18 protein-coding genes and 1 pseudogene are annotated in these 24597 nt (G+C 71.8%); 9 read left to right on the forward strand and 10 right to left on the reverse strand.

Annotated elements, in window-relative coordinates; genetic code table 11:
- Nucleotide 1: 1 nt before the first annotated feature.
- The 4 genes and pseudogenes from CW359_RS27725 to CW359_RS27740 form a co-directional block, all read right to left on the reverse strand.
- A pseudogene (locus tag CW359_RS27725) lies at nt 2-1169 on the reverse strand (MFS transporter); the annotation flags it as partial.
- Between the two features lie 137 nt (nt 1170-1306).
- Nucleotides 1307-2356 carry a Zn-dependent alcohol dehydrogenase gene (locus CW359_RS27730; protein WP_105972885.1) on the reverse strand — a complete coding sequence of 350 codons (1050 nt, stop codon included), beginning with the start codon at nt 2354-2356 and terminating at the stop codon, nt 1307-1309.
- Nucleotides 2356-3519, reverse strand: coding sequence for an acyl-CoA dehydrogenase family protein (locus tag CW359_RS27735; protein WP_105972886.1), 1164 nt, complete (start codon nt 3517-3519; stop codon nt 2356-2358). Before CW359_RS27735 ends, CW359_RS27730 begins: the two co-directional genes overlap by 1 nt.
- A 136-nt stretch (nt 3520-3655) precedes the next feature.
- Nucleotides 3656-4576 (reverse strand): SDR family NAD(P)-dependent oxidoreductase, encoded by a 921-nt coding sequence (locus CW359_RS27740; protein WP_105972887.1) that lies wholly within the window; start codon nt 4574-4576, stop codon nt 3656-3658.
- Between the two features lie 143 nt (nt 4577-4719).
- On the opposite strand from CW359_RS27740, the gene CW359_RS27745 reads away from it, so the two are divergent.
- The gene (locus CW359_RS27745) at nt 4720-5652 is read left to right on the forward strand and encodes a cyclase family protein (protein WP_105972888.1); all 933 of its coding nucleotides are present in this window, start codon (nt 4720-4722) and stop codon (nt 5650-5652) included.
- Nucleotides 5653-6087: 435 nt separating this feature from the next.
- Here the strand turns inward: CW359_RS27745 and CW359_RS27750 are convergent, their stop codons facing one another.
- The 4 genes from CW359_RS27750 to CW359_RS27770 all read right to left on the reverse strand — a co-directional run bounded on the left by CW359_RS27750 (nt 6088) and on the right by CW359_RS27770 (nt 10396).
- A complete protein-coding gene (locus CW359_RS27750; protein WP_105972889.1) occupies nt 6088-6645 on the reverse strand; it encodes an ATP-binding protein in 558 nt (185 codons plus the stop codon).
- A 537-nt stretch (nt 6646-7182) separates the two neighbouring features.
- Nucleotides 7183-8073: an acyl-CoA dehydrogenase family protein gene (locus CW359_RS27760; protein WP_105972969.1), complete on the reverse strand. Its 891-nt coding sequence runs from the start codon at nt 8071-8073 to the stop codon at nt 7183-7185.
- Nucleotides 8074-8081: 8 nt separating this feature from the next.
- Nucleotides 8082-9203: an acyl-CoA dehydrogenase gene (locus CW359_RS27765; RefSeq protein WP_105972891.1), complete on the reverse strand. Its 1122-nt coding sequence runs from the start codon at nt 9201-9203 to the stop codon at nt 8082-8084.
- Entirely contained in the window at nt 9203-10396 is a 1194-nt protein-coding gene (locus CW359_RS27770) for an amidohydrolase family protein (RefSeq protein WP_105972892.1), read from the reverse strand. The genes CW359_RS27765 and CW359_RS27770 overlap by 1 nt, the downstream gene beginning before the upstream one ends.
- Nucleotides 10397-10577: 181 nt before the next feature.
- On the opposite strand from CW359_RS27770, the gene CW359_RS27775 reads away from it, so the two are divergent.
- A complete protein-coding gene (locus tag CW359_RS27775; RefSeq protein ID WP_105972893.1) occupies nt 10578-12122 on the forward strand; it encodes a class I adenylate-forming enzyme family protein in 1545 nt (514 codons plus the stop codon).
- Here CW359_RS27775 and CW359_RS27780 read toward each other — a convergent pair.
- Both CW359_RS27780 and CW359_RS27785 read right to left on the reverse strand, forming a co-directional pair.
- Complete coding sequence (locus tag CW359_RS27780) at nt 12071-12613, reverse strand: EF-hand domain-containing protein (protein ID WP_105972894.1); 543 nt, start codon at nt 12611-12613, stop codon at nt 12071-12073. The genes CW359_RS27775 and CW359_RS27780 overlap by 52 nt on opposite strands.
- 217 nt (nt 12614-12830) lie before the next feature.
- Nucleotides 12831-13232 carry an STAS domain-containing protein gene (locus tag CW359_RS27785; RefSeq protein ID WP_105972895.1) on the reverse strand — a complete coding sequence of 134 codons (402 nt, stop codon included), beginning with the start codon at nt 13230-13232 and terminating at the stop codon, nt 12831-12833.
- Between the two features lie 371 nt (nt 13233-13603).
- Between CW359_RS27785 and CW359_RS27790 the strand changes: the two genes are divergently transcribed.
- The 7 genes from CW359_RS27790 to CW359_RS47410 all read left to right on the forward strand — a co-directional run bounded on the left by CW359_RS27790 (nt 13604) and on the right by CW359_RS47410 (nt 24577).
- The gene (locus CW359_RS27790; protein WP_105972896.1) at nt 13604-14221 is read left to right on the forward strand and encodes a sigma-70 family RNA polymerase sigma factor; all 618 of its coding nucleotides are present in this window, start codon (nt 13604-13606) and stop codon (nt 14219-14221) included.
- The gene (locus tag CW359_RS27795) at nt 14203-15582 is read left to right on the forward strand and encodes a maleylpyruvate isomerase N-terminal domain-containing protein (RefSeq protein ID WP_408647527.1); all 1380 of its coding nucleotides are present in this window, start codon (nt 14203-14205) and stop codon (nt 15580-15582) included. Before CW359_RS27790 ends, CW359_RS27795 begins: the two co-directional genes overlap by 19 nt.
- A gap of 200 nt (nt 15583-15782) precedes the next feature.
- Nucleotides 15783-15941: an FxSxx-COOH cyclophane-containing RiPP peptide gene (gene fxsA, locus CW359_RS27800; protein ID WP_105972970.1), complete on the forward strand. Its 159-nt coding sequence runs from the start codon at nt 15783-15785 to the stop codon at nt 15939-15941.
- A 166-nt stretch (nt 15942-16107) separates the two neighbouring features.
- Nucleotides 16108-17418 carry a TIR-like protein FxsC gene (locus CW359_RS27805; RefSeq protein WP_232838627.1) on the forward strand — a complete coding sequence of 437 codons (1311 nt, stop codon included), beginning with the start codon at nt 16108-16110 and terminating at the stop codon, nt 17416-17418.
- Nucleotides 17408-21382, forward strand: a complete 3975-nt coding sequence (gene fxsT, locus CW359_RS27810) for an FxSxx-COOH system tetratricopeptide repeat protein (RefSeq protein WP_105972898.1) — start codon at nt 17408-17410, stop codon at nt 21380-21382. The genes CW359_RS27805 and fxsT overlap by 11 nt, the downstream gene beginning before the upstream one ends.
- Nucleotides 21383-21479: 97 nt before the next feature.
- Entirely contained in the window at nt 21480-22733 is a 1254-nt protein-coding gene (locus CW359_RS27815; RefSeq protein ID WP_232838628.1) for an FxsB family cyclophane-forming radical SAM/SPASM peptide maturase, read from the forward strand.
- On the forward strand, nt 22730-24577 hold the full coding sequence (locus CW359_RS47410) for an AAC(3) family N-acetyltransferase (protein ID WP_105972900.1): 1848 nt from the start codon (nt 22730-22732) through the stop codon (nt 24575-24577). Before CW359_RS27815 ends, CW359_RS47410 begins: the two co-directional genes overlap by 4 nt.
- Nucleotides 24578-24597: the final 20 nt, after the last annotated feature.

A 24597-nucleotide genomic window follows, 5' to 3' on the forward strand; every position in this document is an offset into this window, starting at 1 on the left:
CCCAAGCGAACCTCGCCCCACCACCCGACCCCCGTCAGCACCAGCGTCAGAGCCACGCCCGCCAGTACGGCCGTCGACGGCGCCGCCACCTGGAGGAGGGCGCCCGCGAGCGACCCCGCCGCCGCGTAACCGGCGCTGGCCGCCGCGTACATGACCGAGTAACCCGCGGCCAAAGCGTCCGCCGGAAGCGTCTCCCGCAGGGACAGGTTGCGGGTGACCAGCGCGCCCGACTGGAGCATGCCGCCCACCGCCAGCGCGGCGGCGATCCCTGCCGTGTTCGGGGTCAGCGCGGCGGCGGTCACGCAGACCGACATACCGCCGATCAGCACCGCGCTGCGGGTGCGCAGCCGCCCGGGCCAGGACCGTACGCCGTAGAGGAAGGCGCCCAGGCCCGCGCCCACCGCCAGGCCCGCCAGGATCGGGCCCGACCAGCCGACGCCTATCCCGCGCTGTTCCAGCAGGGCCGGCAGGACGAGTTCGGCCAGGCCCAGCAGGGTGAGCCCGGCGGCGCCCGTGACGTACACCGGCCAGGCGACGGCCAGCAGCCCGAGCAGCGAAGGTCCCTTCCGTCCTCCCGCCGTGCGGGGCTCGTCGTGGGCCGCCCAGCCCGCCGGGAGCAGCCACAGGCCGACGACCGACGTCAGCATCAGGGCGACGGCGAGGAGCAGCGGGACCCTCGGTGCCACGCCCAGCGCCAGGCCCGTGACAGCGGCCGGGGAGACCGCCCACACGCCCGAGGTCAGCATGGACTCGGCGGACAGCGCCTGTGTCACCGCGCGTGCGGGCACCAGTGCGGTGAGCATCGCGCGCAGTCCGCCCGCGACCGCGGCCGGCGGGCCACCGGCGAGGAACGCGAACGCGGCGAGGACCACGGGATGCGCGCCCGGCAGCGCCCCGAGCCCCACGAATCCGGCGGCCCCGGCCGTGAGCGCCGCCGCCAGCTGCGGTCGCGCCCGGTCGGGACGCAGCCGCAGCCCGATGAGCGGGGCGCCGATCATCTCCCCGACCACGAACGCGGCGGCGAGCGCGGCCCCCAGCGCATAGCCGCCCGGCCGTTCGCGCACCAGGAACACCAGGGCCAGCGGCGCCATGGCCACGGGCATGCGGGCGCCCACGGAGGTGCAGGCCCAGATCAGGACCTGCTTCGAGGCGACGTCGCGATAGCTCATGGCCCGAAGGTAGAGGCCGGGACCGACAATGCCCCAGCCGATTTCCGGCGCCTGTGGACAACTCCTGGCATGCCCGCGCCGAAGCCACCGCGACCGAGAACACCCCGAAGGACCCCGGAGGACGCCTCAAAGGCGCCTCAGAACGTCAGCACCCCCCGGGCCACCCGCCCCGCCTCCGCGTCCCCCACCGCCTTCTCGAAGTCCTCGACCGGATACGTCTCCGTCACCAACTCGTCGAGCAGCAGCCGCCCTTCGCGGTACAGCTCGGCGTACAGCGCGATGTCCCGCTGCGGTCGTGAGGACCCGTACCGGCAGCCCAGGATCGACTTGTCCAGGTACATCGAGGAGACGAGGAAGGACGCCTCGGCGCCCGCGGGCGGCACGCCCAGCAGCACCGCCTGCCCGTGCCGGTCCAGCAGGTCGATGGCCTGCCGTACGAGTTCCACGCGCCCCACACACTCGAACACGTGGTCGGCGCCGGGTGGCAGCACGTCCCGTACCCCCTCCGTGGACGTCAGGAAGTGGGTGGCGCCGAACCGCCGTGCCACCTCCTCCTTCGCCGGATTCGCGTCCACGGCGACGATCCGCAGCGCCCCCGCGATCCGCGCCCCCTGGAGGACGTTCAGCCCGACCCCGCCGGTACCGATCACCACGACCGTGTCCCCGCGGTCCACCTTGGCCCGGTTGAGCACGGCCCCCACCCCGGTCAGCACCCCGCAGCCGATGAGCGCGGCCGACGTCATCGGGATGTCCTTCGGTATCCGTACCGCCTGGACGGCCTTCACCACCGTCCGTTCCGCGAAGGCCGAGTTGGACGCGAACTGGAACACCGGCCGCCCGTCCCGCGTGAACGGCCGCCCCGGGCGACCGATCGCCTTCCGGCACATGGTCGGCCGCCCCCGGTCGCACTCCGCGCACGCCCCGCAGTTGGCGAGCGTCGACAGGGCCACGTGGTCCCCGGGCACGACATGCGTGACCCCGTCCCCGACGGCCTCCACCACGCCCGCGCCCTCGTGCCCGAGCACGACGGGAACGGGAAAGGGAATGGTCCCGTCGACGACGGACAGATCGCTGTGGCACAACCCGGCGGCCGAGACGGCGACCAGCACCTCCCCGGCCCCGGGCCCCCGCACCTCCAGATCATCGACGACCTGGACCTGCTTCCCGTCGAACAGCACACCGCGCATCAGCCAACCCCCTTGATTCCCTTGGACTCCCTGGGCAGACCGAGCACGCGCTCGGCGATGATCGTGCGCTGGATCTGGTCGGAGCCGCCGTAGATCGTGTCGGCCCGGGAGAACATGAACAGGTGCTGCGCCGCGTCGAGTTCGTACGGCGCCCCGGCCGACCAGTCCACCGGCCCGACCCCCGCAGCCGCCCCCCGCACCAGCACCGCCAGCTCCCCCAGCCGCTGGTGCCATCCGCCCCACAGCAGCTTGGCCACGTTCGCCGCGCCGCCGGCCTCCGCCGAACCCCCCAACGTCCGCAGGGCGTTCCAGCGCATCACTCGCAACTCGGCCCACTGGCGCACGAGTCGCTCCCGTACGACGGGATCCTCGACGGCGCCACTGTCGACGGCCGCCCGTAGGACCCGCCCCAACTCCCCGGCGAATCCGATCTGTTGGGCGAGCGTGGACACCCCGCGCTCGAACCCGAGCAGGCTCATCGCGACGCCCCAGCCGGCGCCCTCGCCGCCCACCACATGCTCGGCCCGCGCACAAGCCCCGTCGAAGAAGACCTCGTTGAACTCGCTGGTCCCGGTCAGCTGCCGAATGGGCCGCACCTCGATCCGCCCCGGCTGGTCCATGGGCACGAGCAGGAACGTCAGCCCGTGATGCCGCCGAGACCCCGCCTCCGTACGGGCCAACACGAAGCACCAGTCGGCCTCATGGGCGAGCGAGGTCCAGATCTTCTGCCCGGTGATCCGGTACGTCCCGTCACCGTCCCGCTCGGCCCTGGTGGTCACCCCGGCGAGATCGGACCCCGCCCCGGGTTCGCTGTACCCCTGGCACCACAGCTCCTCACCGGCGGCAACGGGCGGCAGAAACCGCCCCCGTTGCTCCTCGGTGCCGTGCGCGAGCAGCGTGGGAGCCAGCAGGTTCTCCCCGATGTGCCCGGACCGGGCAGGCGCCCCCGACCGCGCGTACTCCTCGGCCCAGACAACCTGCTGAGTCAGACAGAGCCTACGATTCCCGTACCCCTCCGCCCCCCAGGAGAGCCCGATCCACCCCGCTTTCCCGAGGGTGCGCTCCCAGGTAGGCCGGTCGAGCGTCCCGTCGACGTGCCCGGCAAGCCAGGCCCGCGCTTCCCGACGGAACTCCTCATCGCCGGAGCTGAATCCAAAATCCACAGGGGGCTCCCCTCCAAACGCCGGATGCCGACACCCACCCAGGGGCGCGGGGCTGTATCGATATGCGGCTACCGCCGCGTGGGCGCGACCAGCCACAACGCACCCGCACCCGCCACAAACCACAACCACCCCCCACCTACTGGGCGTTGGGCCGAGCCCCCTCCCGCGCAGCCCTCTCCATCTCCTCCAACCGCACAAGCATCGGCATCGGATCCACCCCCACAGACCCCGGCAAGAACTCCGCGATCCCCTCCGGCGTCCAACCGCCGGAGGCACCCGCGTACATCGCACGCAACTCCCTCGGCTGCGCCCACACCGCGATCTTCGGCCCGGCAACCGTGTACACCTGCCCGGTGACCCCCTGCTCCCGAGCCCGCTCGGACAGCAGGTACACCACCAGGGCCGCCACATCCTCCGGCTCGCCGATCTCCGCCAACTCCATGGGCACGTTGGCCGACATCCGCGTACGAGCCACCGGCGCGACCGCGTTCGCACTCACCCCGTACTTGTGCAGGCCCAGCGCAGCGCTCCGCACCAGCGAGATGATCCCGCCCTTTGCCGCGCTGTAGTTGGCCTGCGAGACCGACCCCTGGTGGTTCCCGCTGGTGAACCCGATCAGCGTGCCCGCCCGCTGTTTCCGCATCACCGCCGAAGCCGCCCGGAACACGGTGAACGTGCCCTTCAGATGCGTGGCGACGACCGGATCCCACTCGTCCTCGGACATGTTGAACAGCATCCGCTCACGCAGAATCCCGGCCACGCACACGACACCGTCGAGCCGTCCGTACGACGAGACCGCCACGTCGACCACCCGCTGACCGCCCGCCATGGTCGAGACGTCGTCGGCCACCGCGACCGCGTCCCCGCCCGCCGCCTCGATCTCCTTGACGACGCCCTCGGCGATCTCGCTGGTCGGGGAGGCGCCGTCCATCGACACCCCGTAGTCGTTGACGACGACCCGCGCTCCCTGCGCCGCCGCGCCCAGCGCGACCGCCCGGCCGATGCCCCGGCCCGCGCCCGTCACGGCGATCACCTTGCCTGCCAAGAAGTTCCCCATGTCCGGCCCCTTCCCGCGGTTTCTGACGGACCGTTAGATTTTATGACCCGTCAGATATCCGGAGGCAAGCCCCGGGAGGGACCGGACTCCAGAAAGGGCCCGGTCCCCAGGGAGGAACCGGTCTCCAGGAAGGAACCGGACTCATGTCATTGCCGGCCGAGTTCCAGGCCATCGCCAAACGCGTGAACAACTGGGGGCGTTGGGGGGCCGCCGACGAGATCGGCACCCTCAACCTCATCACCGACCAGGTCGTCCGCGAGGCCGCCGCGACCGTCCGTACCGGCCGCCGGGTCCCGCTCGCGCTGCCCCTGCAGCAGGACGGGGTGCAGACCGGGGCGATCCCGGGCCGGCTGAACCCCGTGCACGCGATGGTGCAGATCAACCAGGAGCTGTTCGGGCCGCCGGGCGACGCCGTCGCGACCAGCGACGACCTGGTGACCCTCGGCCTCCAGGCCGCGACCCACTGGGACGCGCTCGCGCACGCCTCGCACTCCGGGAAGCTCTACAACGGCCGTCCGGCGAGCAGCATCACCGCGCACTCCGGTGCCGAGTTCGTCGGGATCGACAAGGCGCGGCACGTCGTCTCGCGCGGGGTGCTGCTGGACGTGGCCCGCGCGCGGGGCGTCGACCGGCTCGGCGGGGGGCACGCGGTCACCCCGGAGGACCTGGAGGCGGCGGAGGAACTGGCGGGCACGCGCGTGCGTGCCGGTGACATCGTGCTCGTACGGACCGGGCAGATCCAGACCTATCTGGCCGGGGACAAGCAGGCGTACATGTATCCGTCGCCCGGGCTGTCGATCCGTACGCCGGAGTGGTTCCACGCGCGGGACGTCGCGGCGGTCGCGAACGACACGCTGACCTTCGAGATATTTCCGCCGGAGTCGGAGGATCTCTGGCTGCCCGTGCACGCGCTCGACCTGGTGGAGATGGGGATGCCGCAGGGCCAGAACTGGAATCTCGAAGAGTTGTCCACAGCCTGTGGACAAGAGGAGCGGTACGCGTTCCTGCTGTCGGCGACCCCGGAACCGTTCACGGGTGCCACGGGCAGTCCCGTGGCACCCGTGGCAATCCTCTAGGCCGTCCGGGCCCTCCCCCAGGCCCTTCCAGCCCTTCTCCTCGGCCGGCCGGCGGCACGCCATCGCCCACCCCAAGTACGGCACATCGCGCGCCGCCACCCGCCGTCGGCGTTCCCGCCCCACCCCCCGGTGGCCCCGAGGCGGTCGACGCCGAACCACGATCCGCACTCGCCGAGGGCTCCCGTCACCAAGCCCTCGCCGTCCCCTCCGGCGGATCGCGCTGGACACAAGCGTGTTCACCTGGTCACGTCACGTCAACACCCGTTCGGAGATTTATCACTTAAGCCCGTTTCGCCGGGGCCGCGCACAGGGGCACACCCCGGCGCACCGCACCACACCCGGCCCGGAAAACCGGCGTTTCTGCGCCGGTGCCCCACTGAGCGCCGGATCAACAGGACGCCAACAGGCCCTCGTCCCACACGGCCTCACGCGGCCTCACACGGCTTCGTACGCCGCCATGCCCCCGTACGCGGAAGCGGTGGCCGCCGTGGTGGTGGCCGCGGCCCCGGCCCCGTCGCCGCCTCCGTACGGCACGGGCGGCGCCGGACATCGGTCCAGCTCGCACCAGATGCGCTTGCCGAGGCCCTCGGGGCTCCAGCCCCACCGGTCGGCGAGGCCGTCGACCAGCTCCAGGCCGCGACCGTTGGTGTCGTCGCCGTCGGCATGCCGGGGCTCGGGCGCGCAGGGGCTCAGGTCGGCGACCTCAAGGCGGACGAACCCACCGGGCGTCTCCTGCGCGCCGGGGCCGCCCGGCGCGGCCGGTGCGCCCGGGGGGCCCGGGGGGCCCTGGAAGGACAGCCGCAGCACGGCCGGACACCCGGTGTGCACCACCGCGTTGGTGACCAGCTCGGAGACCAGGAGGATCAGCGTCTCGGACAGCGGCTCGTCGTCCGCCACCCCGGACCCGGCAAGCCGTGACCGCGCCCATCTCCGGGCCCGCCCCACCTCCGCGGGGTCGGGCCGGATCTCCAGCTGCACTTGAAGCACCTGCACCGCTCACACCATCCGAACCGGCGGACACATCGCCTCGCGCCGCACGAGGGCCACGATCGTAGCCATTTTCTGCATGCCCAGAACAACGGCTGGGCCAACGGCCAGATCAGGGATCACGGAACGTGAGTCCCTTACGAGAAAGCATGGTTGACGTACAGTCACCCCAACAAGCGCTTCGGGCATATTCCAACGCGAAGGAGTACGCCTGCGGGATACTGTGCGACGCTCGCCGCGCGAAGTCGAACAGGCGGGTAAGGAGCTCCGGCCCGCCCCACGAGCGGCGCGCACCGCCGGATCCGGGGCCGCCTCAGGGGCAACACCGGGACGGCTCGACCTCGGAACCACTCGCATCCCACAAAAGGTACCGGAGCGAACACGCGACTCCGGGCCGTGACGAGTCGTCCGAAGGACACAACCCGGTATCGACTCTCCGTGACCGCGAATCGACTCGATCACACTTCCATCACGCCACGATCCGCGACATGAATCCGGCCACCCTCGGCCAGCTCCCGCCACCCGCCCAGCTCCGGCCCCCGCTCACCCCGCCTCGGCCAGTAACCCGGCGGCGAGCAGCTCCTCACACTCCGTGACGGAACCGGGGCGCCGGGCCCGTACCCAGGCCCGTTTCAGATACAGATGGACGTCCGACTCCCAGGTGAAGCCCATCCCTCCGTGCACCTGGAGGCAGTCCCGGGCGCCGTGCACGGCCGCCTCGTCGGCGAGCAGCCGGGCCGCCGCGATGTCCGCCGGATCACCGGTGACGGCCGCCGCGTACACCACCGCCCGCGCCACCTCGACCCGCACCAGCATCCCGGCACACAACTGCTGCACCGCCTGGAACGCCCCGATCGGCCGCCCGAACTGCTCCCGGGTCCGCGCGTGTTCCACGGCCAGCTCGACCACCCGTGCGCCGGTCCCGAGCTGCTCGGCGGCGGTGAGAAGCGACTTCAGCGGTACGTCGACTGCGGCGCCGGAGTCCTGGACGGGCACCCGGTGCAGCGGCGTGAGCGGGTCCACGGACCGTACGGATACGGCCCCTTCGGCGTCCCCTCGGACGACGTCGGCGGCGGCCAGCCACTCCACCGTCCCGCCCGTGTCGACGTCGGTCACCACCGTCTCCCCGGTCGCCGCGCCCGGTACGGTGCCCGCCGCGAGCTGGGTGGCGATCAGCGGCCCGGGCAGCAGTACGCGCCCGGCCTCCTCGAAGGCCAACACCGCCTCGGGCAGCCCGAGTCCGACCCCGCCCGCCGCCTCCGGCAGCCGCAGCGCGAAGAACCCGGCGTCCCCCAACTCCCGCCACAGGTCCCGGTCGAGGGCGGGTGCGTCCGCCATGGCCGCCCGCAGCCGCTCGCGCCCGAAGCGGGCGGTCAGCAACTCCCGTACGCCCGTCCTCAACGCCCGCTGGTCCTCGGTGAGTTGGAAGCGCATGTGCGAGATCACCGCCCCTTCGGCAGGCCGAGAACCCGCTCGGCCACGATGTTGTGCTGGATCTGGGAGGTGCCGGCGGCGATCGTGTAGGAGAGGGAGGACAACCGGTCGAGCACCCAGGGCTGTTCGAGGTCGAGCGCCGCCGGGTCGCCCAGCACCTCGGCCGCCGCCTCGTACAGCTCCTGCCGGGCGTGCGAGTAGCGCAGCTTGAAGACCGAGCCGCCGACCCCGGGAACCGAGTCGCTCACGTTCCACTGCGTGAGCCGCCACAGCGCCCGGAACTCGGCGTTGAGGCGTCCGAGCCTGCGGCGGAGCACGGGGTCGTCCCAGCGGCCGTTCTCCCGTGCGGCCAGGGCGAGTTCGCCGAGCACGCGACGGCAGGCGACCACCTCGCCGACGAACGCCGTGCCGCGTTCGAAGGAGAGCGTCACCATGGTCACGCGCCAGCCGTCGTTCTCCGCGCCGACCCGGTTGGCCACCGGCACCCGGACCTCGTCGAGGAAGACCTCGGCGAACTCGTTGGACCCGGCGAGCGTGCGCAGCGGCCGTACGGTGATGCCCGGCGCGTCCATCGGCATGGCGAGCCAGGTGATCCCCCGGTGCTTGGGCGCGTCGGGGTCGGTGCGGACCAACAGCTCGCACCAGTCGGCGACTTCGGCGTGCGAGGTCCAGATCTTCGAGCCGCTCACCACATAGTCGTCGCCGTCGCGCCGGGCGCGGGTGCGCAGTGCGGCGAGGTCCGAACCGGCGTCCGGCTCGCTGAAGCCCTGGCACCAGACCTCCTCGCCGCGCAGCACCGGCGGCAGCCAGCGCGCCTTCTGCTCCTCGGTCCCCTCGGCGGCGATGGTCGGCCCGGCGTGCAGCAACCCGACGAAGTTGGCGCCCACATAGGGCGCACCGGCCTTCTCGGTCTCCTCCAGGAAGATCATCCGTACGGCGGGTTCGGCGCCCCAGTGCACCTCGCCGTACCCGGCGTCGTAGAGCGTCCGCTGCCAGCCGAGGTCGTACGCGCGCCGCCCGGGCCAGTCGTCCGGAGAAGGTCTGTCCGGGAGGGAGGGGAGCGCCTTGGCCAGCCACTCCCGCAACCTGGCCCGGAATTCCGCCTCTTGGGGCGTGTCCGTGAGGTCCACTACTTGTCCAGGTCGAGGCCGAGCATGCGGATGGCGTTGCCGCGCATCAGCTTGTAGACGGTCTCGTCGTCGAGGCCCTTCACATGGTCGAGGGCAACCTCCTTGGTGTGCGGGAAAGTCGAGTCGACGTGCGGGTAGTCGGTCTCGAAGGTGGCGTTGTCCCGGCCGACGACGTCGATCGAGGCGACGCCGTGCTTGTCGCGGAAGAAGCAGCAGAAGATCTGCCGGTAGTAGTACGTGGAGGGGGGTTCGGGGATGAGGTCCCGCACGCCGCCCCAGGCGCGGTGCTCCTCCCACACGTCGTCGGCGCGCTCCAGGGCGTACGGAATCCAGCCCATCTGCCCTTCGCTGTAGGCGAGTTTGAGCGCCGGGAACTTCACCAGCACCCCGCTGAAAAGGAAGTCCATCATCGACGCCATCGCGTTGTTGAAGCTCAGCGAGGCCTGGACGGCGGGCGGGGCGTCCGGGGAGGCGGCGGGCATCTGGCTGCTGCTGCCGATGTGCATGTTGACGACCGTGCCGGTCTCCTCGCACACCGCGAAGAAGGGGTCCCAGTAACCGGAGTGGATCGAGGGCAGTCCGAGGTGCGTCGGGATCTCGGAGAACGTCACCGCGCGGACCCCGCGTGCGGCGTTGCGCCGGATCTCCGCGACCGCCAACTCGACGTCCCACAGCGGGATCAGGCACAGCGGAATGAGCCGGCCACCGCTGTCGCCGCACCACTCCTCGACCATCCAGTCGTTGTAGGCGCGGACGCAGGCGAGGGCGACCTCCTTGTCCCGCGCCTCGGCGAAGGTCTGCCCGCAGAAGCGCGGGAAGGTGGGGAAGCAGAGGGAGCCCTCGACATGGTTGAGGTCCATATCGGCGAGGCGGGCCTTGGGGTCCCAGCAGCCGCGCCGCATCTGCTCGCGGGTGATGCCGTCGAGAGTCATCTCGTCCCGGGAGAAGCCGACGGCCGCGATGATCCGCTTGTACGGGAACTGCAGGTCCTCGTACTGCCACCAGTCGGTGACCGGTCCTTCGGGGTCGGTCGTGATCCGGTACTTGCCGCCCACGTAGGCCAGTTCGCCGATTCCGGCGGTGAAGGGCTTGGGGCCCCGGTCGCGGTACTTGGCCGGGAGCCAGGTCTCGAAGAGGTGCGCGGGTTCGATCACGTGGTCGTCGACGCTGATGATGCGGGGCAGTTCGGTCATGGGTCCCCTCCGCCTGGCCGATGGGTGACTGACTTGATTATCTGACGGACCGTCAGTTCTGGCCGCCCCTAGAAGGTTAGTCCCGCGCCTATGGACCGACAAGGCGTCAAGCCCTACGCTCCCCGCACGATCTGACTGTTCGTCAGCTAACGCGCTTCGTCAGCCAGCAGGGGGCAGCCACGTGACCGACGTCGACACCGCACACGCCCTGGGTTCGGCCCGTACCCTCTGGGAGCTGGTCGCCCGCCGCGCCGAACTCACCCCGGACCGGCCCGTGTTCCTCCAGGAGGACCGCACCCTGACCTTCGGCGGGCTGCACGACAGCGCCGAGCGGGTGGCGGCGGGCCTGTACGGCATGGGCGTACGCCCCGGCACGGTCGTCGCCTGGCAGCTGCCCACCCGGATCGAGACGGCCGTGTTCTCCTTCGCGCTGGCCCGGCTCGGCGCCGTCCAGTCGCCGGTGATCCCCTTCTACCGGGACCGCGAAGTCGGCTTCGCCCTGCGGGAGTCGAAGGCGGAGTACTTCGCGGTCCCGGGCGCCTGGCGCGGCTTCGACCACACGGAGATGGCCGGACGGCTCGGCGCGAAGGGCGTCTTCGAGGCGTACGGGGAACTGCCCGAGGGAGACCCGGCGGTGCTGCCCGCGCCGCCGGCCGAGGGCACGTCCGTACGCTGGATCTACTGGACCTCGGGCACCACCTCGGACCCCAAGGGCGTGCTCCACACGGACCGTTCGCTGATCGCGGGCGGCTCCTGCCTGGCCCACGCGCTGCACCTCACGGCCGACGACGTGGGGTCGATGGCCTTCCCGTACGCGCACATCGCGGGCCCCGACTACACGGTGATGCTGCTGCTGTACGGCTTCCCCGCGGTGCTGTTCGAGCAGTTCGCGCTGCCGGACGCGCTGGCGGAGTACCGCGCACACGGGGTGACGGTGGCGGGCGGGTCGACGGCCTTCTACTCCATGTTCCTCGCCGAGCAGCGCAAGCAGCCGGGCGTGCCGGTGATCCCGTCGCTGCGGCTGCTCGCGGGCGGCGGGGCGCCGAAGCCGCCGGAGGTGTACCACTCCGTCGTACGGGAGATGGGGGTGCAGCTCACGCACGGGTACGGCATGACCGAGGTGCCGATGATCACCATGGGGTCGCCGGACGACACGGTCGACAATCTCGCGACGACCGAGGGCAGGCCCCCGGCGGGCATGGAGATCCGGATCGTCGACGGGGAGGTGCGGCTGCGCGGCGAGGCGGTCTGCCAGGGCTATCTCGACCCGGCGCAGAGCGCGGAGGCGTTCGACGCGGACGGGTTCCTGCGCACCGGTGACCTCGGTGAGGTGACGGCGAGCGGCCATCTGATCCTCACCGGGCGGCTGAAGGACGTGATCATCCGCAAGGGCGAGAACATCTCCGCCAAGGAGATCGAGGACCTGCTGCACACGCACCCCGGCGTCCAGGACGTCGCCGTGGTCGGGCTGCCGGACACGGAGCGCGGGGAGTTGGTCTGCGCGGTGGTGGAACAGCCCGACGGGGCCGGGGAGTTGACGCTGGGCGCGCTGACCTCGTACCTGCGCTCGGAAGGGCTGTCGGTCCACAAGCTGCCGGAGCGGCTCGAGGTGGTGGACGCCCTTCCTCGGGGGGAGACCCTGCGCAAGGTGCTCAAGTACAAGCTGCGCGAGCGCTATTCGGCGGCGGAGCCCGTGTCCGTCTCCGAGTCGGGGACGGTGAAGTAGCGGGCGAAGGCGTCGACGATCTCCGTCTCGCCGACCCGGCCGTCCGCGTCGGTGTCGAGGGTCGCGGCGGCCGTGGCGGCGATCTCCTCGGGCACGCCGAGCGCCCTGAGGACGCGCACGGTGTCCCCGACGGTGGCGGCGCCGTCGCTGTCCGGGTCCGCGACGGCGAGGGCCGCGTGCAGGAAGGGACGGGCGATCTCGGCGAACCGGGCGGGGTTGTCGCGCAGCCGCTTGACGGCGCCGTTGACGAACTCGTCGCGGGTGATCCGCTGGTCGCCGTCCCGGTCCGCTATCCCCGCCATGCCCTGCCAGAAGGCCTCGGCGCCGCCGTAGAGGGCCTGGCCCTTGTCGGACCGGGCGGGGGTGCCGAACTCGGCGAGCAGCGCCTTCGCCGCGACGTTGAAGTCCTCGCGGTCGATGTAGCCGTTGCCGTCCTGGTCGAAGGTGGCGAACCGGGCTGCGATCTTCCGCCCGTACTCGGAGGTGGGCATGTCTTTCGGGCCTGCCTTAGGTCTGCGTCTCGCGTCTGCGTCTTGCGTCTGCGTCGGGGTGTTCCGGGGTGTTTCTCGCACGGAGCGTACGACGCGCGGGTGACAACCGGGGCGGGAACGGGTCGGGAAGGCGGCGCCTGTACCAAGACCGGGGAAATTCCGGGACAACGGCGTCACGCGCGCGGGGAGGCCGGTAAGGGGGTGACGACGGGCGCGGTCACACGTGGGTGGGCGCCGTGAGCGGGACGGCGGCCTCGTCGGCGGCGGTGGCGAGGTCCGCGTAGACGTCGAAGAGGCGGCGTACGCCGAGGGCGCCGAGGACCCGGTTGACGTGGTGCGCGTGGGCGTTGTCCGCGATGCCCTGCGCGGGCAGGATCAGCCGAAGCCGACCCTGGCAGGAGCGCAGCAGGCGGCGGGTGGCGATGAGGACGCCGACGCCGCTGGAGTCGCAGAAGACGACCTCGGAGAGGTCGAGGACGATGCGGTGGCGCCCCTCGGCCACCGCGCCGTGCACCCGCTGGCGCAGCTCGGGTGAGGTGACCAGGTCCATCTCGCCGGACACCTGAAGCACGGTCCAGCCGCCGCGCTCGCCGTCGGTCACCTTGAACGCCACCATCACGCCTCTCGTTCGACTCGTCCGACTCCGACTCGTCCGACGGAAACGGAAGCCTCTCCTACGCTTCCTGTCGACGCGGCTGCCCAGTAGCCGTGCCATGAAACACCGCACATCTACTCGCCCTGGATCGCAAGAGACTTGCAAGCGGTTTGCAGGGGACTTGTTTCGGTCACCCGTGATCCTGTTCGATCGAAGATGACGCTTATTAGCTCAAACTCGGTCGATCTGCGCTGCTTCTCTACCATCCAGGGCGTCTCGGCGAGCGCACAATGCCCCAAAGCGGAGTGGGCTGTCAGAGGGGCCGACTACATTCGAGAAGAGGGCGGGCAACCGCCGGACCTGGACGGCTGTACGGGAAGGGGTGAAGGGACCGCATGGCGAAGAGGGACACACCGCCCCGCTGGGACCGCAAGATGCAGCAGCGGCTCGCGCGCGGGGAGGCGGCGGCGCTCGGTGAGCTGTACGACCGGTTCGCCTCGCTGGTCCACGGCCTCGCCCACCGCGTCCTGGACGACGAGGAGGCCGCCGACCGGATCACCCGCGAGGTCTTCGCCCATGTCTGGCAGCACCCCGACGCCTACGACCCCAAGCAGGGCCCCCTGCGCTCCTGGCTGGCCGCCCTGACCCACCGCCTCGCGGTACAGCGCCTGCGCCAGACGGAGACGGCGGCACTGGCCGGCACGGACGCGGACGCCCCGGAGGCGACCGGCGGCACCGGCTCGCCGAGAGCCCTGGAGGAACTGGAACGCCGGGTGCGCCGTGCCTCGGTCGCCGCCCGCGCGGACTACATCGTCACGTCGATGCCGGCCCCGCTGCGCGCCGCCCTGGAGCTGGCGTACTTCGACCGCCGCGACTACCGCCAGACCGCCGTCGACCTGGGCGTCACCGAGGCCGAGGCCCGCCGCCGCCTCCGCCTGGGCCTCCAGCTCCTGTCCACGGCCCACGACACCGGCGCGCCAGGAGCACCTCCCGAATACGGGGGTGCGGTGTGAGCGGCGCGGGACACGAGGACGGGGACTGGGAGGGGTACGGCCCCCAGAACCCCGGCAACGACAACGGGAACGGGAACGGGAACGGGCAGGACAACGGGGACGGCAAGGCACCGGGCCCCGGCGAGGGCCCGCCCCGCATACCGATGCCGCGCTCGTCGGTGGAGGACACGGGAGGCCCCCTGCCCGAATCACCCGACGTACTCCCCGTAGCCTCCGCACCTCCCGCGCCCCCCGCGCCCCTGGTCCTGGAACACGACGTGCTGAGGTCGCTGCTCGGGGCGTGGGCGCTGGCCGCGTGCGCGCCGGAGGAGACGCTGGCGGTGGAGGAGCACCTCGGGGAGTGCGGGTCGTGCGCGGACGAGGCACGGCGCCTCCGGGAGGCGGTGGAACTGCTCCAGCGCCCGGAACCCCTGGACCTGGACCCGACCCTGCGCACCCGCGTCCTGGAGGGCTGCCTGGAGCGCCGCCCGCCGCGCATCCCGGTGCCGGAGTGGGCGACTCCGTACGACGCGGAGACCGCCCGCCTGGACGCCCTGCTCCAGGACTTCGGCGACGCGGAATGGCACGCGCCCGTGCGGCTGCGCTGGTTCGAGGGCGACGAGCAGACGAGCCGCCGGACGACGGTCGCCGGTGTCATCGCGCATCTGCTGAGCGTGGACGGCATGGTCGCGGTGGCGCTGGGCCTGGACGACCCGGTCACGGGCGAGCAGCGGACACCGCAGGCGACGACCCCGGCGGGCCGCACGGAGGCGTACTGGCGGGCGTCGTACTTCCCGCCGACGCGCTCGGTCCGGATCCCCTGGCGGGAGCAGAGCCACAACATCGTCCGCACGGTCTCCTTCGCGGGCGACGGCTCGGGCAGGCTGCCGGTGCCGTACGGCGACTTCGAACTGCCGTTGCACGACGCGATGCTGGACCGCGCCTTCGAGTGCTGGGTGCACGCGGGCGACATCGCGGAGGCGGTCGACTACCCCTACGACCCGCCGGCCCCACGCCACCTGTACGGCATGATCGACCTGGCGGCCCGCATGCTCCCGGAGGCCTTGGCGGCCCGCCGCAGGGCGGGCCTGGCCGCCCCGAGCCGCACGACCCGCCACCTGGTCCCGGCGGGCGAACCGGGCCGCAGCCTCCGCCTGGAGATCGAGGGCTCGGGCGGCGGCGAATGGCTGATCCCCCTGGACTCCCCCGCCGCCCTCCCGTCGGCGGCCCACGAGGTGGCCCATGTGGCCCTGGACGGCGTGGAGTTCTGCCAACTGGCGGCGGGCCATGTCTCCCCGGAGGAGGCAGCGGCGGGCCAGGACGGCGACCGGGAGGCGATCAGGGACGTGCTGTTCGCGGCGGCCTCGCTCAGCCGGATGTAGGGCGGGCCCAGAAGTCCGGCAGGAGGACAGTGTCCCGGGACGAGGAATGACACGAAAATCTCTTGGCACCGCCCCAACCGAAAGGGACACTCCGGCACTGGGTAGGCTCTGCCTCCGGTGCCCCGGAGGGGCACCGGACAACAGCACGCTCCACCGTCGGAAGCGTGCCATGTAGAAGGGCACTGCGGGTGCTGACAGAGATGAACGGTCCTGGGTACATCTCGGACCTGGTGGACATCACGGACCTCCCTATGGATGTACTGGAGGACCTGCCGGACACCGTCCTCGCATCGGTGCTCCGGGATGTGCGGTCCCCCTCCGGCGAGCACCTCGCCGCGTTCACGTCCGCTCTCCTCTGACCACGCCGACCGGTCCCGCCCTCGCCCTCACCGTCTTTCGGCCAACTAAAATCCGTCCCCCCGCCGCGAGTTGAGCCTCGAACCCGTCGGGGTATCACGTTGCCACGCACGTATTCCCGGCTCACCGGTGCGATAGCCCGTCGACCGCCGGATACGTGGGCGAGGGGTGGCGTTGGAACGGGAACCGTACTTCTTCCTCAGTTACGCACGCCGGGACGACCGTGGTGACGCCTTCGTCAAACGGTTCTACGAGGACCTGGTCGCGGAGCTGGACGAGCTGGGCGCGGACTGCAGCGGGCAGCAGCCGTTCCGCGACGTCGAGCGGATCTCCCTGGGCATGGACTGGGAGAGAACACTCAGCCGTGAGGTCGGGCACTGCCGCGCCCTGGTGGCCCTGTGCTCACCCGCCTACGCCAACAGCCTCTACTGCGGCAAGGAGTGGGCGGCCTTCGAAGCCCGCCTGGTGAAGTACCGCGAACAGACCGACATCGACGTACCGGCGCTCATACCGGTCCTCTGGGCGCCCCCGCACGGTGCGATGCCGCCGGAGATGGGCCAGTACCAGTACTTCGAAGAGCCCATGGGCCAGGAGTACCTGGAGCAGGGAATGATGGGCCTGCTGCGCTCCGATCCGGGCGGCCGGGTCTACCGCACCGTCCTGCGGCTCGTCGCGAAGCGGGTGCGGTACGCCGCCGATCTCTTCCGGCTGCCCCGGGCGCCGGATCTCGACCTGCGCACCGTGCGCAGCCCCTTCGAGGGGTGGGAACCCACCGGGCACGGTGCGCGCACGACGGGGCACGTCCGGGTGTTCATCGCCGCCTGCGTCACCGGCCGTATGCCGACGGGCCGGTTACGGCGCGAGTACTACGGGCCCTCGCCGCTCGACTGGACGCCCTACCACCCTCCCGTCCATCCCACGGTGGCTCACCTCGCCCAGCGAGTGATCATCGACCAGGGGTGCACGACCAGCCTCGAAGTCGTCGACCGCACTCTCGCCGAGAAACTCGACTCCGCCAGGCACGACAACCAGACGAGTGTGCTGCTGGTCGACGCGTGGGCCGCCAGGGAAGGGCAGTACAGTGCCCCGCTGTCCGACTACGACCGGCAGAACCACCCGGTCACCGGAGTGCTCGTGCCCTCTCACGAGACGGATGAGGAGTCCGGCGACGAGAAGCTGTGGGCCGACCTCCGGCAGGTCTTCCGGCGCAACTGGATGCGGCGCAACGACCCCTACGATCCGCTGTTCCAGGTCCAGATCGAGCAGAGCCGTTTCGAGGACCGGCTGGCCCGGATGGTCGTCGTGGCCCAGCACAGACTGATGGAGAACGCGGTGCCGCGCCGGTTGCCCGCCGGACCGCCGGCACCTCCCATGCCGGGACGGAAGGAACCGCCCCCGCCCCCTCCGCCACGGCCCGACGACCCGGCCGAGCCGCCGGATCGCCCGCCCTCGCAGAAGGATCAGGACGATGACGACTGAGGCCGAGGCTCGGAGCACGGGCAGGATCGTCACCTTCTATTCGTACAAAGGTGGCACAGGGCGCACGATGGCCCTGGTCAACGTCGGCTGGATCATGGCCAGCAACGGCCTGCGGGTACTGCTGGTCGACTGGGACCTGGAGGCTCCGGGACTGCACCGCTACCTGCGTCCGTTCCTCCTCGATCCCAAGCTGCGGGACACCGACGGCCTGATCAACATGATGAACGCCTTCGTCGGACAGGTGATGCGGCCCGGGGACCCGGCGGATCCCGGCACGCGGACCACCGTGATGGGGGAGGCCGAACTGCGCTCCCACGCCCGGCTCGGCCCGTTCACGACCGGCCTGGACATGCGGCTCCCGTCCGGTGGCCGGCTCGACTTCCTGCCCGCGGGCCGCATCTCCCCCTCGTACTCCGCGGATGTCACCAGCTTCAACTGGCACGCCTTCTACGAACGTCTCGGCGGTGGCTCCTTCCTCCAGGTGCTGCGCGAGGAGATGAAGGCCTCGTACGACTACGTCCTCATCGACAGCCGGACCGGCATCAGCGACATCTCAGGCATCTGTACGACCGTCATGCCGGACGTCCTCGTCGACGGGTTCGTGCTGAACCACCAGAGCATCGAGGGCGGTCTCGACGTGGCGAGGTCGGTGGCCTCGGAGGTGCGGCACCCCGTGCGGATCCTCCCCGTGCCCATGCGGGTCGAGGACGGGGAGCAGGAACTGCTCGAATGGGGCCGGGATCTGGCCCGCCTGGAGTTCGCGCCGTTCCTCTCCTGGCTGGCGGAGGGCCGGCACGACGAGTACTGGGGAGAGGTCGAGATCCCGTACAAGAAGTACTACGCCTACGCCGAGATCCCGGCCACCGTCCGGGACCGGCCGTCCCAGCCGGGCAACCTGCTCGCGGCCTTCGAGCGGCTCACCGCGTGGATCACCGACGGCCGGGTGCGGTCCCTCGTCCCGCACCCGGAGGAGGAGCGCCAGGAGATGCGCGCCTCCTACTTCGACCCCAGGACGTCGTGGCCGCGCATCCATCTCAGCTACGCCCCGGCCGACCGCATGTGGGCCGAATGGGCCACGGCCCGGCTGGAGACCGCCGGATACCAGGTCTCCCTGCACAGCACCGCCGAACCTCACGCCAGGCTGCTGCCCGAGGTCACCGCGGTGCTGAAGGGGCAGGGTCGGCTGCTCGTCCTGCTCTCCCCCGAGTACACGGCGCAGCGGCGGGCCCAGGGCATCTGGAACCAGCTGAGAGAACACGAGAGCACCGACGGGTCGACGCTGCTGACGGTGCGCGTCCAGGAGCTCGACGTCCTGGCCCGGGGCCCCTTCGGCGGACGTCCCGCCGCCGACCTCACCCACTGCACCGCCGAGGAGGCGGAAGCACAACTGCTCTCGGTCGTCGGCCCGGCCCGCCGGGTCCGGGCCCCGGACAGCGGCGTCCCGGTCCCCGGCAGGCCCACACCGCCGTTCCCCGACACGGCGCCCACGGTGCAGCGGATGCCGTCCCGGAACGTCTCGTTCACCGGCCGGGGCGTGCTCCTGGAGAAGCTGCGCAACGGTTTCACCTCCGGCAGCACCACACAGGTCCTCTACGGCCTGGGCGGAATGGGCAAGACACAGATCACCCAGGAGTACGCGCACCGCTTCAAGGCGGCGTACGACGTGATCTGGTGGGTCCCCGCCGCGCAGCCCGGCCTGATCCGCCCGGCCCTCGCCGATCTCGCGCCCCGGCTGGGGCTGGAGACCGGCGAGGACGTGGCGAGCACCGCGGAGTCGGTGCTGAGGGCGCTGCGCCGGGGCGAGCCCTTCGACAGGTGGCTGCTGGTCTTCGACAACGCCGGGCGCCCCGAACAGCTGACCGAGTTGATACCGGCGGGCCCGGCCGGCGGGCACGTCCTGCTCAGCTCGCGCGACCGGACGTGGGTGAACGACGCGGGGCTGGTCGAGGTCGAGGTGTTCCAGCGGCAGGAGAGCACCGACCTGCTGCACCGCCTCAACGCGGGGCTCTCGGACTCCGACGCCGAGGAGATCGCCAGGGAACTGGGCGACCTGCCACTGGCCGTCGCGCAGGCCGCCGTCTGGCTCAGTGAGAGCAGCATGCCGGTGGCCACCTACCTGACCCTGCTCAAGGACCGCCTCACCAACATCCTCCAGACCACCCGGTTACCGGCCCGGGACTACCCTCAGTCGGCCGCGGCGACCTGGCGCCTCGCGGTGGACGAACTGCGCCGGGTCAACCTGGCAGCCGCCGAGATGCTGGAGATCTGCTGCTTCTTCGGACCCGACCCGATCCCGTTGCGGCTGCTCTACAGCAAGGCCGTCACCAAGGCGCTCACCCTGCCGCCGGGGGAGCCGCGCGACGAGATGGCCATCTCCCAACTGATGCGTGCCATCAACCGGTTCGGCCTCGCGAAGAGCGACCAGAGCAACGAGACCCTCACGGTGCACAGGCTGGTGCAGGCCGTCATCCGCGACGAGGTCGACGACGAGCGCAAGCCGCAGACCCGCGGTGTCGTGCACGCCGCGCTGGTGGACGCCAACCCGGGCGACCCCGACATCCCCGGGGACTGGGACCGCTACGCGCAACTGCTGCCCCATCTGAGCCCGAGTCACGCCGCCGAGAGCCCGGACCCCGAGGTACGCAAGTGGATCACCGACTCGGTGCGCTACCTGTGGAAGCGCGGCCTGCACACCGACGCACGGAACCTCGCGCAACGCACGCTGACCCGCTGGGAGACGTCCGGCATCGGGCACCCGGACGACCCGCAGACCCTGATGCTGCGGGTCCAGCTCGGCAACGTCCTGCGCTCGAAGGGGAGGCTGACGGAGGCGTACGAGACCGACCAGGACACCTTCGAGCGGTTCCGGCGCACCAAGGGCCCGGAGTACGCGCACACCCTCGCCGCCGCCGGGAACGTCGCCGCCGACCTGCGCGCCCTCGGCCGCTACCTGGAGGCCCGGGAGCTGGACCGGCAGACCCTCGACGGGGCGCTGCGGGTCCTGGGGGACGACCATCCGCGCACGCTGATGTACACCAACAACCTCGGGGTGTCGGAGTATCTGGCGGGCGATCGCCGGGCCGCCATGGCCTTCCACGAACGCGCCTACCGGCAGCAGAGCGAGGCGCGCGGCCGGGACAACTTCTACTCCCTGCAGTTCGCCGGCAACTACGCCCGTGACCTGCGCGAGACGGGAAGCCTGCGGGAGGCGCTGGAACTGCTGCGGACCACCGTCCGGTGGCACGAGCAGACCCTCGGGGACGGCCACATGGAGACGCTCAGGATCCGCCGCAACCTCGCCGTGGCCCTGCGCCGTTCCGGGGACTACGAGCAGGCCAGCAAGATCGACGAGGACATCCACGCCCGGTACGTCGAGGCACACGGCCCGGAGCACGCGGACACGCTCGCCGCGGCCTGCGGTCTCGCCTGCGATCTGGCCGCGCTCGGCAAACCGCAGCGGGCACGCGAACTGGCCGAGCGGGCGATGGACCGCTACGCCGCCTACCTGGGCGCGGAACACCCCGTCACGCTGGCCTGCGTCAACAACCTCTCGGTCTACCGTCGGCTGACGGGCGACACGGACTCCGCACGCGAGCTGTCCCGCGAGGCGCTGCGCCAGATGTCCCGGATCCTCGGGGAGAGCCACCCCTACGCCCTCAGCTGCATGGTCAACCACGCCAACGACCTCGCCCTGGCCGGCCTCGCCGAGGAGGCGGCCGACCTGGACCGGCGGGCCCAGCGGTACTTCCTCGACATCCTGGGCCCCGACCACTACGACACCATCGGCATCACCTCCAACCTGGCGCTCAGTCTGCGCGCCACCGGCCACACCGAGGAGGCGGAGCCACTGGCGGCCGAGGCGGCGCGGCGGGCCCAGGACGCCCTGGGCGAGGATCACCCCACCACCCGGACAGTGCTGTCGGGCAAACGAATAGATTCCGACATCGAACCGCCTACGACCTGATCAGAAGACCTCATCCGTCCCCACGGCCTCATCACTCCCGCCGGATCCCTACACTGGGCCGTCCCCAGCTGCCCACAAGAGCGATCGATCGATGCCGATGTCCGCCACCAGCGCCCCGCCCGCCGCACCGGCCGGCGAAACGGAGAGCGTGCCCTTCCGGCAGTTCCTGCTGAAGATCCACAGCCGGTGCAACCTCGCCTGCACGTACTGCTACATGTACGAGGCGGCCGACCAGAGCTGGCGGCAGCGGCCCAGGAGCATGGCGCCGGCGATCGTGCGCGGGGCGGCGCGATCGATCGCCGAGCACGCCCGGGAGCACGGGCTCGCCGAGGTGCACGTGGTCCTGCACGGCGGTGAGCCCCTGCTGGTCGGGGCGGAGCGCCTGGAGGAACTGCTCGGAACGGTCACGGAGGTTCTGGCCGGGAGCGCGACACCCCGGTTCACCATGCAGACCAACGGGATCCGGCTCGCCGAGGACCCCCGGCTGCTTCCCGTGCTCGACCGCTACGGCGTACGGATCGGGGTGAGCCTGGACGGCACCCCCGCCGACCACGACCGGCACCGCCGGCGGCCCGACGGGCGGGGCAGCCACGAGGCCACCGCGCGTGCGCTGGAACTGCTGAACGATCCGGCCCACCGGCACCTGTACGCCGGGCTGTTGTGCGTGATCGACACCGCCGCCGATCCGCTGGAGACGTACGAGGCGCTCCTGCGGTTCGCGCCGCCCCGGCTGGACCTGCTGCTCCCGCACGCCACCTGGCAGGCCCCGCCGCCCGGGCTCGCCGCCCGCACCTCGCCGCCCGCCGCACCTCCCCCACCGGGCGCGCAAGCCGGTCCCGCCCCGTACGCCGCCTGGCTGCGCACGGTCTTCGACCGCTGGTACGGCGCCCCCCGGCGGGAGACCGGGGTCCGGCTGTTCGAGGAGATCATGGCGTTGCTGCTCGGCGGCGGCGCCCGCAGCGAGTCGGTCGGGCTGACGCCCGTCGACCTGGTCGTCGTGGAGACCGACGGGGCGATCGAGCAGGCCGACTCGCTCAAGGTGAGCTACCCCGGGGCGCCCGGGACCGGGTTGCACGTGTCCCGGAACTCCTTCGCCGAAGCCGCCGCGCATCCCGCCTTCCGCGCCAGACAGCGCGGGTTCGCCGGGCTCGGCCCGGTCTGCCGCTCCTGCGTCCGCTCCCACGTCTGCGGCGGCGGCCTGTACGCCCACCGCTACGCCCCGGCGGGCGACCTCTTCTCGGCGCCCTCGGTGTACTGCGACGACCTGGCGGTCCTCGTCGACCACATCGGCGCCCGGCTGCGTCAGGACGTGGCCGAACTGACCGCGCCCCGACGGAAGGTGGCCCTATGAGAGCGGGGGCTCCCGCCACCGCCCGGCCGCCCGGCCGGCACACCGTCTCCGTCACCGACTTCACCGCCCTGTCCCGGGCCCGGGGCGGAGCCGGCGCCGTGGAACTGCTCCGGCGCGGACAGTTCAGCAAACGGCTGCTGATGCTGCGGGCGCTGCGGCTCGCGGCACAGGGGCGGCCGGAGGAAAGCACCGTCGAGGGGCTGTACCGCGAGCTGGTGGAGTTGTCGCGGCGGGATCGCGCCGCCCTGCGCGGGATCATGCTGCGGCCGTATGTGGACGAGGGGCTGGCCCGGGCGGTCACGGCGCTGGAACACGGTGAGCCCGTCGAGCTGGGCTGGCTGGAGCGGTCGGCGTCGGACCCCGGGCACGAGCCCTGGCGCCGCGTTCGCGCCGTCTGTGACGGGCGGGTTCTCGAACTGCGGCTCGCCGACAGCGGTCCCTTCCGCGAGGTCCACGGTCACACGCTCGCCGGACCGCTCACCGCCGGCCAGGCGGAGGACTGGACACGGGCACTGCGCGCCGCGTGGCCGGTGCTGGTGCGACGGCACCCCTGGCACGCGGAGGCGATCGCCGCCGGACTGACCGCGGTTGTCCCCCTGTTGCCCAACTCCGACGGCACGGAGGTGAGTTCGGCGGCCAGGAGAGCCTTCGGGGCCGTCGGCGCCTCGCTCCCGGACGATCCGGTGCTCCTCGCACTGACCCTCGTCCACGAGTTCCTGCACGTCCAACTCGGCGCTCTGCTCGACCTGTTGCCCCTGCACGGACCTCGGACGGACGCCCGCTACCACGCCCCGTGGCGCCCCGATCCACGGCCCGCCGGAGCGCTGCTGCAGGGGACGTACGCGCACCTGGGCGTGACGGACTTCTGGCGCACCGAGTTCGCCGCCGGCACGGGAGGCGCGCGGGCCCGGCGCGAGTACGACACCTGGCGCGGGCACACCGACACCGCCGCGGGCACCCTGCTCGACAGCGGTGAACTCCTGCCCGCGGGCGAACGGTTCGTGCGCGGGGTACGCGACGCCGTACGCCGCGGACCCGTGGTCACCGGATCGCTCCGCGGCCGGGCGGACCTGGCCGCCGAGCTGCGCGGGCTGGGGCTCCGTGCCGGGGACACCGTCCTCGTGCACTCCGCCCTGCACGCCGTCGGGCCCGTCTCGGGCGGCGCCGACACCATGGTGAACGCGCTCCTCGACGTGCTCGGGCCCGGCGGGACCCTCGTGACGTACACCCAGACACCCGACAACTCCCACCCGTCCCGCTGGGGTCTCACCCGGGGTTACTCGGTGCCCGAGGAGCGGTGGGAGGAGGAGCGGGACCGGATGCCCGCGTTCGATCCGCTCACCACCCCGAGCTTCGGCGTCGGCGTTCTCTCCGAGGCGGTGCGCACCCGTCCCGGCGCCCTGCGCAGCGCGCATCCGCAGAGCTCCTTCGCGGCACTCGGCGCACAGGCCGGATACATCACCTCCGACCACGCCCTCGACTGCCATCTGGGTGAGGACTCGCCGCTGGCCAGGCTGGAGAAGCTCGGCGCCCGGGTGCTGCTGCTCGGCGTCGGCTTCGGCTCGTGCACCGCCTTCCACCTGGCGGAGTACCGCATCCCGGGCCGCTCCCGGCGCACCTACTCCTGCGCCGTGGCCGCGCCGCTCCCGGAGGGCCGTCGCTGGCACGAGTACACCGATGTGCTCCTGGACTCCTCCCCGTTCCCGGAATTGGGGGCCGGGTACGAGAGCACCGGGACGGTACGCTCCGGCCGGATCGGCCGCGCCGACTGCCGGCTGTTCGACCTGGGCCAGGCGGTGACGTACGCCGTGGGATGGCTGGCACAGCGGCCCGCGCAGGAGTGAGGCGGCCGTCCCCCGGCGGT

Source organism: Streptomyces geranii (assembly GCF_002954775.1).
Classification (GTDB): domain Bacteria; phylum Actinomycetota; class Actinomycetes; order Streptomycetales; family Streptomycetaceae; genus Streptomyces; species Streptomyces geranii.